This is a genomic window from Roseivirga ehrenbergii, from assembly GCF_001593005.1.
Classification (GTDB): Bacteria; Bacteroidota; Bacteroidia; order Cytophagales; family Cyclobacteriaceae; genus Roseivirga; species Roseivirga ehrenbergii.
The window spans coordinates 757,432-770,061 of record NZ_LQZQ01000045.1; the positions used below are offsets into that span (position 1 = coordinate 757,432).

The 12,630-nt window shown below is 40.5% G+C and carries 12 protein-coding genes; 2 read left to right on the top strand and 10 right to left on the bottom strand.

The window, feature by feature from the left end; translation table 11 throughout:
• Nucleotides 1-51 precede the first annotated feature (51 nt).
• The 4 genes from leuB to MB14_RS13555 are packed head-to-tail and all read right to left on the bottom strand — an operon-like array spanning nucleotide 52 to nucleotide 4,312.
• Complete coding sequence (leuB, locus tag MB14_RS13540) at nucleotides 52-1,158, bottom strand: 3-isopropylmalate dehydrogenase (protein WP_062592771.1); 1,107 nt, start codon at nucleotides 1,156-1,158, stop codon at nucleotides 52-54.
• A 5-nt stretch (nucleotides 1,159-1,163) separates the two neighbouring features.
• Nucleotides 1,164-1,751, bottom strand: a complete 588-nt coding sequence (gene leuD / locus MB14_RS13545) for a 3-isopropylmalate dehydratase small subunit (protein WP_062592437.1) — start codon at nucleotides 1,749-1,751, stop codon at nucleotides 1,164-1,166.
• A 1-nt stretch (nucleotide 1,752) separates the two neighbouring features.
• The gene (gene leuC / locus MB14_RS13550) at nucleotides 1,753-3,147 is read right to left on the bottom strand and encodes a 3-isopropylmalate dehydratase large subunit (RefSeq protein ID WP_062592439.1); all 1,395 of its coding nucleotides are present in this window, start codon (nucleotides 3,145-3,147) and stop codon (nucleotides 1,753-1,755) included.
• A 1-nt stretch (nucleotide 3,148) separates the two neighbouring features.
• A complete protein-coding gene (locus MB14_RS13555) occupies nucleotides 3,149-4,312 on the bottom strand; it encodes a 2-isopropylmalate synthase (protein WP_053224106.1) in 1,164 nt (387 codons plus the stop codon).
• A 170-nt stretch (nucleotides 4,313-4,482) separates the two neighbouring features.
• Between MB14_RS13555 and MB14_RS13560 the strand changes: the two genes are divergently transcribed.
• Nucleotides 4,483-6,027 carry a hypothetical protein gene (locus MB14_RS13560; protein WP_062592441.1) on the top strand — a complete coding sequence of 515 codons (1,545 nt, stop codon included), beginning with the start codon at nucleotides 4,483-4,485 and terminating at the stop codon, nucleotides 6,025-6,027.
• An 87-nt stretch (nucleotides 6,028-6,114) separates the two neighbouring features.
• Here MB14_RS13560 and MB14_RS13565 read toward each other — a convergent pair whose 3' ends face one another.
• Entirely contained in the window at nucleotides 6,115-6,504 is a 390-nt protein-coding gene (locus tag MB14_RS13565) for a fibronectin type III domain-containing protein (RefSeq protein ID WP_157716593.1), read from the bottom strand.
• Nucleotides 6,505-6,839: 335 nt separating this feature from the next.
• Between MB14_RS13565 and MB14_RS13570 the strand changes: the two genes are divergently transcribed.
• Complete coding sequence (locus MB14_RS13570; protein ID WP_062592444.1) at nucleotides 6,840-8,390, top strand: M20/M25/M40 family metallo-hydrolase; 1,551 nt, start codon at nucleotides 6,840-6,842, stop codon at nucleotides 8,388-8,390.
• Nucleotides 8,391-8,443: 53 nt separating this feature from the next.
• Here MB14_RS13570 and arfB read toward each other — a convergent pair whose 3' ends face one another.
• The 5 genes from arfB to MB14_RS13595 all read right to left on the bottom strand — a co-directional run bounded on the left by arfB (nucleotide 8,444) and on the right by MB14_RS13595 (nucleotide 12,588).
• Nucleotides 8,444-8,863 (bottom strand): alternative ribosome rescue aminoacyl-tRNA hydrolase ArfB, encoded by a 420-nt coding sequence (arfB, locus tag MB14_RS13575; protein WP_246032568.1) that lies wholly within the window; start codon nucleotides 8,861-8,863, stop codon nucleotides 8,444-8,446.
• Nucleotides 8,864-8,875: 12 nt separating this feature from the next.
• Entirely contained in the window at nucleotides 8,876-9,640 is a 765-nt protein-coding gene (yaaA, locus tag MB14_RS13580) for a peroxide stress protein YaaA (RefSeq protein WP_062592446.1), read from the bottom strand.
• Between the two features lie 138 nt (nucleotides 9,641-9,778).
• On the bottom strand, nucleotides 9,779-10,165 hold the full coding sequence (locus MB14_RS13585) for a rhodanese-like domain-containing protein (RefSeq protein ID WP_062592449.1): 387 nt from the start codon (nucleotides 10,163-10,165) through the stop codon (nucleotides 9,779-9,781).
• Nucleotides 10,162-10,863, bottom strand: coding sequence for a gluconate 2-dehydrogenase subunit 3 family protein (locus tag MB14_RS13590; RefSeq protein ID WP_062592451.1), 702 nt, complete (start codon nucleotides 10,861-10,863; stop codon nucleotides 10,162-10,164). The genes MB14_RS13585 and MB14_RS13590 overlap by 4 nt, the downstream gene beginning before the upstream one ends.
• Nucleotides 10,864-10,866: 3 nt before the next feature.
• Nucleotides 10,867-12,588 carry a GMC family oxidoreductase gene (locus MB14_RS13595; protein ID WP_053224117.1) on the bottom strand — a complete coding sequence of 574 codons (1,722 nt, stop codon included), beginning with the start codon at nucleotides 12,586-12,588 and terminating at the stop codon, nucleotides 10,867-10,869.
• Nucleotides 12,589-12,630 lie beyond the last annotated feature (42 nt).

A 12,630-nucleotide genomic window follows, 5' to 3' on the forward strand; every position in this document is an offset into this window, starting at 1 on the left:
CAACTCCTAAAAGTTGGGCTTTCGCTAATTAACAAACCACTTTTAACAAACTCAGATGATGGTGCTAAGACCGACCTGAATGTTATTTTGAGAGCCTGAGGCTTCACCGTCTAAAATATGGTTGACAATAAAATCGCCCACCCTGTCGGTGCCAAAGCCTTGGCCTTTTGATAAATCTTGTGTTACCATTCCATTGCGCAGCGAAGCATTTACTGCTTGCCTCACTTCTATGGCTTCATCGATTAAGTTCAGATGGTCCAATAACATGGCTACAGATAAAATTGTCGCAATTGGATTGGCAATATTCTGGCCTGTCGCTTGAGGGTATGAACCATGAATCGGTTCGAACATGGCTGTTTTATTTCCTACCGAGGCAGAAGGCAATAAGCCCATGGAACCACCAATAACGGAGGCTTCATCAGAAATAATGTCGCCAAACATGTTTTCGGTGAGCACCACATCAAACTGCTTTGGGTTCTGAATCATTTGCATGGCCGCATTGTCCACAAACATGCACTCAACAGTTACATCAGGATATTCCTTGGCCATCACGGTTACTTTCTCTCGCCATAAGCGGGAAGTTTCCAATACGTTGGCCTTGTCAATCAAAGTCAGTTTTTTCTTTCGATTTTGGGCAGCTTTAAACGCCAAGTGTGCTATACGCTCAATTTCAGCATAGGAATATGTACAGTGATCGTAAGCAGCATCTTCTGTCCTTCCTTTTTCACCAAAATAAATCCCGCCTGTTAATTCTCTGTACACAACAAAGTCAACCCCTGTAATTCGATCAACTTTCAGTGGCGACATGTGCAAAAGACTATCATAAGCCGTTACAGGACGAATATTCGCAAAAAGCCCAAGTTCCTTTCTTAGTTTAAGTAAGCCCTGCTCTGGCCTGACTTTGGCCGAAGGGTCATTGTCATATTTTGGATGACCAATGGCACCAAACAAAAAGGCATCTGATTGTTTACAAACCGCTAAAGTTTCATCGGGCAATGGATTACCCGTTTCGTCAATGGCTGCTGCTCCTACCAAGGCATATTCATAATCAAACTCGTGACCAAAACGCAATGCAATGGCATCGAGCACTTTGATTCCTTCTGCTACCACTTCTGGGCCTATGCCATCCCCCGGCAACACCCCTATTTTCTTCTTCACTCCCATTATATTGTTACCGCCTGCTTCTCGAAGGCTTCTATTTCGTTCTTAATACTTACCAAATAATCAATATCGTCATAGCCATTAATCAGGCATTCCTTTTTATAGGAATTCACTTCGAAGGACTCTTCAAACTCATTGAATGAAATGGACTGATTTACCAAATCCACTTCCACTTCAGTGTCGGGTCTCAACTTTACAGTCTCAATTAATTCCTGAAGGAAATCTTCAGACACTTGAACAGGTAACAGACCGTTGTTCAGTGCATTGCCTTTAAAAATATCAGCAAAGAAGCTAGACACTACTACTCTAAAACCGTAATCATAGAGCGCCCAAGCCGCATGTTCACGGGAAGAACCACATCCAAAGTTTTTTCCTGCCACAAGAATACTTCCTCCATAAGTAGAGTTATTCAGCACAAAACTAGTTTTTGGTGTATTGTCTGAATTATATCGCCAATCCCTGAAAAGGTTCTCTCCAAAACCTTCTCGGGATGTGGCTTTTAGAAAACGGGCCGGTATGATTTGATCCGTATCAATATCTTCATTGGGCAATGGAACCGCCCTGCTGAGTACTTTTACAACTTTCTCCATCTCAATTCAAAAATTCAGTGATGTCAACAATTTTACCTTGGACTGCCGTAACCGCGGCCACCAACGGACTTGCCAATAAGGTTCTAGAGCCAGGGCCTTGTCGTCCTTCAAAGTTTCGGTTCGAAGTAGAAACACAATAAGCGCCCGCAGGAACCTTATCATCGTTCATGCCCAAACAGGCAGAACAACCCGGTTCGCGAAGCTCAAAGCCTGCTTCTTTCAATACGATATCCAACCCTTCGGCAATGGCTTGTTTTTCCACTTGTTTAGAGCCCGGAACAATCATGGCCTGCACATGATCAGCTTTTTTCTTGCCTTTCACATAATCAGCCACAATCCTTAAATCTTCGATCCTAGAATTGGTGCAACTGCCTATAAACACATGGTTAATTTCTTTGCCCATGAGCGATTCGCCCGGAAGAAAGCCCATATAATCAAGAGATTTACGATAGCTATCTTGGTTAGAAGCTGCCAGTTTCTCTGGAATATTATCTTTGATTTTAATGCCCATGCCGGGATTGGTACCGTAGGTAATCATTGGTTCAATGTCGGCTGCGTCAAAATGATACTCCTGATCAAAAACGGCATCCGCATCAGAATGAAGGGTTTTCCAATAGTCAACCGCTTGTTCAAATGCTGCGCCTTTCGGTGCAAACTCTCTTCCTTCAATATAATCGAAAGTGGTTTCATCAGGCGCAATCATTCCGCCCCTCGCTCCCATTTCAATACTCATATTACAAATGGTCATTCGGGCTTCCATAGAAAGCGAACGAATGGCAGAACCTGCATACTCAATAAAGTAACCTGTACCTCCAGCGGCCGTCAATTCAGCAATAATGTGAAGGATGATGTCCTTGGCCAAAACGCCTTTATTCAACTCACCATCTACAGTAATGCGCATGGTTTTAGGCTTCGACTGTAAAAGGCACTGACTGGCCATTACTTGTGCAACTTGGCTGGTGCCAATACCAAAAGCAATGGCTCCAAAAGCTCCGTGGGTGGAAGTGTGAGAATCACCACAGACCATAGTTCTTCCCGGCAGGGTAATTCCCAACTCAGGGCCAATTACATGAACAATGCCTTGAAAGGGATGTCCTAAGCCGTAAAGCTCCACATCATATTTGGCGCAGTTTTCTAACAAACGATCTACTTGATGTTTAGACAATGCATCTTTAATCGGCAAATGCTGATCTTTTGTAGGAATATTATGGTCAGGCGTGGCCACCATTTTCTCCTTACGAAAAAGCGGCAAATTCCTTGTTTCCAGTTCCGAAAATGCCTGAGGGCTGGTGACCTCATGGATCAAATGGCGATCGATGTACAATACATCCGTTCCGCCATCAATTTGTTTCACCACATGGGCGTCCCAAACTTTATCAAAAAGTGTCTTTCCCATATTAAACTGCCATTTGATATTTCAAATCCGACAATTGATGTAAATCCTCATCAAAAACCTCTTTTTTACTGTCGGCTACCTGAAGGAAATTAGCGTAAACCACATCCAGTTCATCGCGGGTAAGTTCATAACCAATATTTTTCATTCGGTAAGCCAAGGCAGCCCTTCCGCTACGGGCAGTAAGCACGATAGAAGAGTGATCTACCCCAACATCTTTTGGGTCGATAATTTCATAAGTATCTCTTCGCTTAATCACACCATCTTGGTGAATTCCAGAAGAATGAGCAAAAGCATTTGCCCCTACAATGGCCTTGTTAGGCTGTACCGGAACCCGCATAGTTTCCGACACATACTTCGATAAGGCTGTCAATTGTTTGGTGTCAATTCCTGTGGTTTTTCTAAGGTAAGGATGTTGTTGCAAGACCATCACTACTTCCTCTAAAGCTGTATTTCCTGCCCTTTCGCCAATACCGTTAATGGTACATTCAATTTGAGTAGCTCCATTAATTACGCCTGCAATTGAATTGGCCGTGGCCATGCCCAAATCATTATGACAATGAGTAGAAATGGTTACATTTTCTATACCTCTTACATTGAACTTGAGGTAGGCAATCTTCTCTCCATATTCACTAGGCAAGCAATAGCCTGTAGTGTCAGGAATATTCACCACAGTTGCCCCAGCTTTTATGGCCTGCTCGCATACATAAGCCAAAAATTCATTGTCGGTTCTTCCTGCATCTTCTGCATAAAACTCCACATCTTCTACATACTTTTTAGCCAAAGACACTGCTGCTACTGCGCGTTCAACAATTTTCTCTCTGGTGGTATTGAGCTTGTATTTTATGTGTGATTCGGAGGTTCCAATTCCAGTATGGATTCTTGGTCGTTTGGCATACTTAACAGCTTCTGCAGCTGTAATTATGTCCTTTTCAACCGCGCGGCTTAAAGCGCAAACCGTGGCGTTTTTCACCAATTTTGAAATAGCCTCTACTGACTCGAAATCGCCAGGACTTGAAATAGGGAAGCCAGCTTCAATTACGTCAACACCAAGAAGCTCTAGCCTTTCTGCTACTTCCAATTTCTCCTTGGTATTCAACTTACAGCCAGGCACCTGCTCGCCATCGCGTAATGTCGTATCAAAGATTTGTATTTTCTGTCTATCCATCGTTTATTTGGGCTCTGTACTTTATTCTTTAAACACATTTTTATTCTTAATTGAAATTAGTGGGCGCCTACTGCGAGGCCAAAACTGATGCTAGAGATTCTACTATTTTTATAGCGAACTCTGTATTTCTATGTTACTGTATATCAATTAATTGAAAAGAATAAAATACAATGGCTAACCCTAAGCAGGATTCATTATTTGAGCTGATAAAATCGCTAACAAAATCAGAGAAGCGACATTTTAGGATGTTCGTCAACCGTAGTGGAAATTCAGAAGGTGTGAAGTTTGTCAAGCTTTTCGATGTAATGGATAGCATCAAGCTCTACGATGACAAGCTGATTTTAGACAAAGTAAAGAGTATTAAAAAGGAACAACTGTCTAACCAAAAGGCAAACCTTTTTAAGCAAATTCTAGCAAGTTTAAAGCAATTCCATATTGGGCATCATGTAGATATGCAGTTGCGCGAAAGTCTAGATCATGCTAAACTTTTATACAACAAAGGCTTTTACAAACAAGCCTTAAAACTACTCGACAAAGCGAAAAATCAAGCCAAAGACACAAAACACCATGCATTGGTTTTAGAAATATTGGAGTTCGAAAAAATGATCGAGTCGCAGTACATTACTAGAAGTATTGAAACCCGTGCAGAGCAATTAACTAATGAGGTAAATGAGACTTCCGATCTACTAGTTTCTACCCACCAATTGTCCAATTTAACACTCAACCTTTACAGCCTTTTCCTTCAAAAAGGTTATGCTAAAAATGAGGACGATTTTATTGAAGTAACAACCTACTTTAAGGCCAATTTTCCTGCTCTGGATATTTCTAACCTTAGTTTCTACGAGCAAATGTATTTTCACCAATGTCAGATTTGGTATAATAACATTGTTCAGAATTTCCCTAACTCCTATAAACATGCCAAGGCTCTGGTTGATTTGTTCAAGCAAAACCAAGACATGGCCACCAAACAGCCCGTATTGTTTATCAAGAGTTATAGCAATTTGCTCACTGCCTTATTCCAGCTTCAGTATTATTCTGTTTTTTGCGAAGTATTGAACGAAGTAGAGGAACTTTCGAAAAACAAAGAGATAGTAAAAGACCTAAATACCGAGGTTTTGATTTTTAAATTTATGTGGGTTTCAAAAATCAACAAAGCCTTTATGGAAGGTAATTTTGAGGAAGGAACGCACATGGTGCCAAAGCTTTTGAAAAAACTGAGTGAATATGAAGACAAGATCGATCCGGAGCGTGTATTGCTCTTTTATTATAAAATAGCCACGCTTTACTTTGGTTCAGGAAATAACCGAAAGGCAATTTTCTACCTCAATAAGATTATCTACTTTAAAGATATTAGCCTAAGAGAAGACATTCATTGTTTTGCTAGAATCCTTAACCTGATTGCTCATTTTGAGGATGGGCAAGATTTTCATTTGGAGTATCAAATCAAGTCTACTTTCCAGTTTATTGGAAAAATGAACGACCAACAGGCAGTTCAAAGAGAGATTTTCAACTTCTTAAGAAAAACAGGGAAAATTAAACCAGACCAACTGAAACATGAATTTCAGTTACTTTATGATAGACTGGAGATACTGAACAATAACCTTTATGAAAGGCGTCCTTTCCTTTATTTAGATATTCTTTCTTGGCTCAAGAGTAAAATTGAAAACCGACCAGTACAGGAAGTGGTACAAGAGAAATTTAAAACTTTAAAATAAGCCCGAGCAGGCCTATAGAACAAAAAAGAGACTGCCTTTTACAGCAGTCTCCTATTGGAAAATTTAAAGTTGAGCTTAGGGTTTTGCCTATTCAATTGTTGTAGCACTTTTAACCGTTGATGGGGTTGAAGTGACTGTTCCTTTTTTAGCATACACTCTGTAATAGTATTTGGTTTTGGCAGTCAAACCAGTAACTGTAGCACTTGTTGTAGAGATTTCCTTTTTGTCGAAACCAGTAACCTTTGTGCCAAAGTGCGCTTCTTTAGAAACATCTAGTAAATACTTATCGGCTCCCGTAACCTCCGTCCAGCTCACCTTAAAAGTAGTGGCTGCAATTTCAGTGGCTGCATTAACAGTTGGTGTAGCCACACTTGGCGCTGGGTCGTCATCGTCTTTACAAGCGCTAACACTAAACAATACTGTAAGTAATAAAGCGAATGAAATCAATTTCAATACGCTGCTCTTTTTGTTGATCATTTTCATTTGTTTAAATATGTGTAACATGTTGTTTATGCCCCTTTGACGCACATATTTTGATTTCCGTTGGAATGAAAATTTCAGAATTGACTAAATATTTTTTGTGTATAAAATTTCGTTTTCCCAATACAATTAGGAGTAGATTATTTTCGTTTTAAACGGTTTGGTTGGCTACAGCCATTTACTTCAAAGCTGATTAAAATAGCTATTTCATAGCTCTATGTAACCCTCAGCTAAAGTTGCTTTGACAACATTCACGTTTCAATCTTTACACCATCGGTAAACCTGAGTTTAATTTAGATTGATATCTTAGACCACAATCCAAATTAATAAAGATGAAAAAAGCACTTAAATTATTTATGATTTTAGCGTTCTGCCTGAGTATCAATACCTATGCTCAAGACACGAAAGCTATTGTAGACAAAATCGTAGCCGAAGCCAATGATAACTCTCAATTGGAGAGATTGGCTTATGAGTTACTTGATAAAAATGGACCCCGTTTGGTAGGTACTCCACAAATGAATTCAGCCAACGACTGGGCTGTCGAAACTTACAAAACTTGGGGTATTGATGCCCGCAACGAAAAATGGGGTGAATGGAAAGGTTGGGAACGTGGAATTACTCACGTAGATATGATTTCTCCTCGTGTAAAAACATTAGAGGCTATGCAATTGGCATGGAGCCCTTCTACTAATGGTAAAGATGTAACAGGTGAGGTTGTAGTTATTCCTGATGTAGCTAACGAAGCTGAATTTCAAACTTGGTTAAAAGGCATCAAAGGAAAATTCGTAATGATCGACATGGCGCAGCCTACAGGTCGCCCAGACTATAACTGGGAGAAAAACGGTACTGAACTTTCTGTTGAAAACATGAGAAAAGACAGAGCCGAGCTATCTAGAGCATGGTCTCAAAGAGTTAGAAACACAGGTTTAACCTCACGTAGTTTACCTGCTGCTTTAGAAGAAGCTGGTGCGGCTGGTATTTTGATTTCTAACTGGTCAAGAGGTTTTGGTGCTAACAAAATTTTTGGTGCCTCAACTAAAAAAATCCCTACTATCGATATAGGGTTAGAGGATTATGGAACACTTTTCAGAATGACTGAATATGGTGACGCTCCAAAAATCACTGTAAAAACTACTGCAAAAGACCTGGGCATGATGCCAACCTTCAATACAATAGCTGAAATTAAAGGTTCTGAGCTGCCTAATGAATATGTTGTGCTTTCTGCACACTTCGATTCTTGGGATGGCGGAACTGGTGCTACTGATAACGGTACTGGTACTTTAGTTATGATGGAAGCCATGAGAATCTTGAAGAAGGTTTATCCTAACCCAAAGAGAACTATCCTTGTAGGACACTGGGGTAGTGAAGAGCAAGGATTAAATGGTTCTTCTGCTTTTGTTCAAGATCACCCAGAAGTAATTAAAGGCTTACAAGCCCTTTTCAACCAAGACAACGGTACAGGTAGAGTAGTAAACATTAGCGGACAAGGTTTCCTTCACGCTTATGAGTTTATCAACAGATGGTTAGCTCCTGTTCCAAGTGCTATCAGAAGAGAAATTGATACTAACTTCCCTGGTTCTCCTGGAGGAGGTGGTTCTGACTACGCTTCTTTTGTAGCTGCTGGTGCTCCAGGTTTTAGCTTAAGCTCTACTAGCTGGGATTATGGCGCTTACACTTGGCACACCAACAAGGATACTTATGATAAAATCGTATTCGAAGATGTAAGAAACAATGCTATTCTTACGGCTATCATGACATACATGGCTTCTGAGGATGATAAATTCTTCCCAAGAGATAAAAGTGTGTTGCCTGTTAACCCAAGAAACGGTCAGCCAATGGAGTGGCCAAGCCCAAGAAACCCAAATAGAAAAGGAGGTGAATAATTAACCTTCTGAATCTATAAAAACTGAAAGGCCTCGATAATTCGAGGCCTTTTTTAATATTTAGGTGGCTTTCGCATTTCCTTTTTTTCGGAATGACTCTTTTTGCTTGTTAGCCGTTTTTCAATTGCTCCTTTAGAAGGCTTTGTTTTCTTACGAGGTTTGGGTTTGGTAAAGACCTGCTCCACCGCCTTTCTAAACTTAGCAATTACTTCATCTTTGTTCCGCAACTGGGTTCTATGTGCTTCGGAACTGATCAGTAAGTCACCTTCATTGGTCAATTGTTTTTCCCACTTCTTAAGTAAAGTCTCCTTTTCCTCTTCTGAAAAAACATTGGAACTTTCAACATTGAAGCGCAAGGTTACTCGTGTTTCAAGCTTATTTACATTTTGACCACCTGGCCCAGAGCTGCGCGAAGTCTGAAACTGAAGTTCAGGCAAAAAATCTCGTGAGGCTATGGTTTTTGGGTCTTTCACAATTTCTTAAAACTAATCTCTTTTAAACAGCAAGTTACTTTCGTCAGAACCAGCTTCATCAAAATAGTAACCTTCGTAATCAAAGCCTTTTAATAGCTCTACTTCGTTAATTCTATTCTTAATAATGTACTGCGCCATTAAACCCCTAGCCTTTTTGGCAAAGAAGGAAATGATTTTGTACTGCCCATTTTTAAAATCCTTAAACTCAACGTTAATCACCTTGGCTTTGAGTGCTGGCCTGTCGATGGCTTTGAAATACTCTTGCGAAGCCAAATTGATGAGTACTTTATCGCCTTGCTTTTTCAAATCACGATTGACCTGATTGGCAATGGTGTCTGCCCAATAATTATACAATGTGGTATAATCATCAAAAGCCAAACGAGTACCCATTTCCAAACGATATGGTTGAATCAAATCAAGTGGTCTAAGCAAACCATAAAGGCCAGAAAGAATGCGTAAATGATTTTGAGCATACAGAATATCTTCATTCGAAAATTCTTCGGCTTCTAAGCCAACATAGACGTCACCTTTAAAAGCATACACTGCTTGTTTGGCTACTTTTGGGTCTTTAGATTTCCTGAATTTGTTATAACGGTCCACATTCAGTTCTGCCAAATTCTCACTGATATCCATCAATTCTTGAATCTCCTCAGGCGTTTTCTTTTTCAATACACCAATCAATTCCAACGTTTCTTTCTGAAAACGAGGATAAGATTTTTCGGCATTACATGGGGTTTCGAAATCGAGGGTTTTGGCAGGAGAAAGTACAAATAACATAGTTGAAATTAAGCTTTATACAAACATACCATTTGCAGCCCTGACTTGTTCGGGAAAAGTATTGAAAGTTTAAATAAGCGATTGAAAACTTAGAGCGGGCTACAAAAGAAAAAAGCCCTTTCGGGCTTTCTGATTGATTTATCTTTGGATTTGTTTACCTCCAGCTTGCCAAGCAACAATACCTCCTTCAAGTTCATAGATTTTCTTAAAACCCATTTCCTTCATAATTTCAAAGGCTTGATTACTTCTAGCTCCTGAATGGCAATACACCGCCACAGCTTTATTCTTGTCCAAACCTTCTAGCTGTGTTTTAAAACTAGGGTTATTAAAGTTGATCAAAGTCGAATTTTTAATAAAACCTTGAGCGTATTCATCTGGTGTTCTAACATCAATAACCTGCACCGTAGCGTCATCAGCCATTAATGTCTCAAACTCATTGGCATCTACTTGCTTGGCCACTTGTTCGGTACACCCTAGGGTTAGAAAGGCCATTCCTAAAATAAAAAATATAGTTTTTTTCATCATGTCAGTAAATTGCCGTCATCGTCCCAAGTAGCAATATCCATTCGTTTTGATTGATCAACACATTTTGCCAGCCATTCTTCTTCATAAGCCAAGCCTTGTTGTTCCAGTACATCTTCTGGAATACCATCCCAAACACCCGGCATATTCCCTTTATAACCTAGGTCCTTCACACCCATTTCGGAAGTAAAGTAACCCGTCATAGTAAGGTTTCTCATGTTGGTAAAGAACCTTTCACCATGCTTTAACTCAGGAGCCGTTTTGCCCGGATAAGCAATGCTATCGCAAATGGCTTTGTGTTGTTCATCATTCAGTTTTTTGAATTCCATTCCATATAATTTATTGGAATGAGAATCAAGCCAAGCCAAACCACCACGAATAGGCAATTGGTTATTCGGCATATCCTTGGCAATAAATTCAATAAACTCAGGAACACCTGCATCGCTTGCCGACCCAAATTCTGCATTTGCAGGAAGAATGATATCGCACAATACCGCAATGGTTTCTAATTCATGTTCGGTGAAGAATGTTTCTGAAAGCACTTTGGCATCGTGCTCCTTTTCTGCTTCATTTCTTCCATAACCTGGAAGTTGCGGCTTTTCAGGTGTTTCAACTGTGCTTTCTGGCGCACAACCAGTCACGAGCAGGCCACCTGCTACAGAACCGACCAATAAAGATTTTAATGATTCGCGTCTATCCATGACTTAAATATTTCTTTGTTTTACTTGTTCAACTAAATAATCTGATGCTCTCCAAGCCAAGGCCAATATGGTCCAAGTTGGGTTTTTATCGGCTTGCGACACAAACGGGCCTGCATCCATAACAAATACATTCGGGCAATCATGAAGCTGATTGTATTTATTGGTCACCGACTCTTTTTTGTCGTTACCCATTCTGGTAGTACCCACTTCGTGAATAATTTCGCCAGGAGCGGTTAATCCATAATTTCGGTCTTTTCCAGGCTTATCGCCTAACAAAATACCTCCTGTAGCATCTAAAATTTGCTCGAAAGTATCTTGCATGTGTTTGGCTTGATTCACTTCATGCTCTGTCCATTGATAGTTGAACTTGAGTACAGGAATTCCCCACTCATCAACTACATTATTATCAATCTCGCAGTAATTATTGCGTTGCGGAATGCTCTCTCCTCGACCTGACACTCCCAATACAGCACCATAGTACTTCTTAACATCAGCCCTAAGTGATTCTCCATAACCACCTACTTCGCCCCCCATTATCTTATTCAAATTATTTGGGTTGAAACCGAAGCCATAACTTGGCATTCCCATTCCGCCCCAAACCTCAATATGGTAGCCTCTAGGGAAATCTAATTTCTTATCATTTAGCCACCAAGGCGTGTAAACATGCATTCCACCTACTCCATCTTCATTATAAATCTTACGATCCATCAGTTTTGGAAGGAATACAGAACGACTAGCTCCAGTAGAGTCGTGCAGGTATCTACCTACCAAACCACTGCTGTTGCCTAAGCCATCTTGGTGAACACTGCTTTTTGAGTTCAGTAAAATTCGAGCCGAAGAACAAGCCGAAGCCGCCATTACTACCACTTTGGCTTTTAGGTGATATTCCTTTCTATCAAGCTTATTTACATAGTTTACACCTGTGGCTTTTCCTTCCTTATCTGTGGTTACTTCGCGCACCATAGAATTGGTAAATAATTCAATTTTTCCTCCATTCTTTTGGGCTGGAAAAATCAAGCAAGTTCCGGAAGAGAAATCGGCATAAGCTGAGCAAGCACGGTTACACTGACCACAATAAAAACAACTTCCTCGTTGGTTATTAATTCGTTTAGTAAGAATTGAAAGCCTTGAAGGAATTACAGGAATACCTGCTTTTCTGGCTCCATTAATATAGTATAGCTCGTGAAGCCTTGGTTTTGGCGGAGGCAAAAAGAAGCCGTCTGGTTCGTTGTGAATATTTTCTTTACTACCGAAAACGCCAATGAGTTTGTCCACCTTATCGTAATAAGGTTTTACATCATCATAGCCAATCGGCCAGTTGTCGCCAAGGCCATCAACGCTTTTTCGCTTAAAGTCTAAAGGCCCAAAACGAAGCGAAATTCTACCCCAGTGGTTAGTTCTTCCGCCCAACATTCTGGAACGGAACCAAGCAAAACGAGTTCCTGGCGCTTCGGTATAAGGTTCTCCGGCCAAATTCCAGCCTCCATAGGCGGCATCATAATCACCAAAAGACCTTCGGTCGGAGCTAGCACCGCGTCTAGGAGATTCCCAAGGCCAACGCAATTGGGTTCTATATTCGTCTTGTGCGGGGTCAAAAAATGGACCGGCTTCGAGTACTGCTACATCAAAACCCGCCTCTGACAATATCTTAGTTGCCATTCCCCCACCGGCTCCTGAGCCGACAATGACAACATCATAAACTTTTGAGGATTCTATAACTTGCATAAGGTACGGTTGATTTCAGCTTAAAATTTAAGGAATTCAACT

Coding starts and splice junctions, on each gene's coding strand:
- leuD (WP_062592437.1), bottom strand. CDS start 1,751: ATGGAGAAAGTTGTAAAAGTACTCAGCAGGGCGGTTCCATTGCCCAAT.
- leuC (WP_062592439.1), bottom strand. CDS start 3,147: ATGGGAAAGACACTTTTTGATAAAGTTTGGGACGCCCATGTGGTGAAA.
- MB14_RS13555 (WP_053224106.1), bottom strand. CDS start 4,312: ATGGATAGACAGAAAATACAAATCTTTGATACGACATTACGCGATGGC.
- MB14_RS13560 (WP_062592441.1), top strand. CDS start 4,483: ATGGCTAACCCTAAGCAGGATTCATTATTTGAGCTGATAAAATCGCTA.
- MB14_RS13565 (WP_157716593.1), bottom strand. CDS start 6,504: ATGATCAACAAAAAGAGCAGCGTATTGAAATTGATTTCATTCGCTTTA.
- MB14_RS13570 (WP_062592444.1), top strand. CDS start 6,840: ATGAAAAAAGCACTTAAATTATTTATGATTTTAGCGTTCTGCCTGAGT.
- yaaA (WP_062592446.1), bottom strand. CDS start 9,640: ATGTTATTTGTACTTTCTCCTGCCAAAACCCTCGATTTCGAAACCCCA.
- MB14_RS13585 (WP_062592449.1), bottom strand. CDS start 10,165: ATGATGAAAAAAACTATATTTTTTATTTTAGGAATGGCCTTTCTAACC.
- MB14_RS13590 (WP_062592451.1), bottom strand. CDS start 10,863: ATGGATAGACGCGAATCATTAAAATCTTTATTGGTCGGTTCTGTAGCA.
- MB14_RS13595 (WP_053224117.1), bottom strand. CDS start 12,588: ATGCAAGTTATAGAATCCTCAAAAGTTTATGATGTTGTCATTGTCGGC.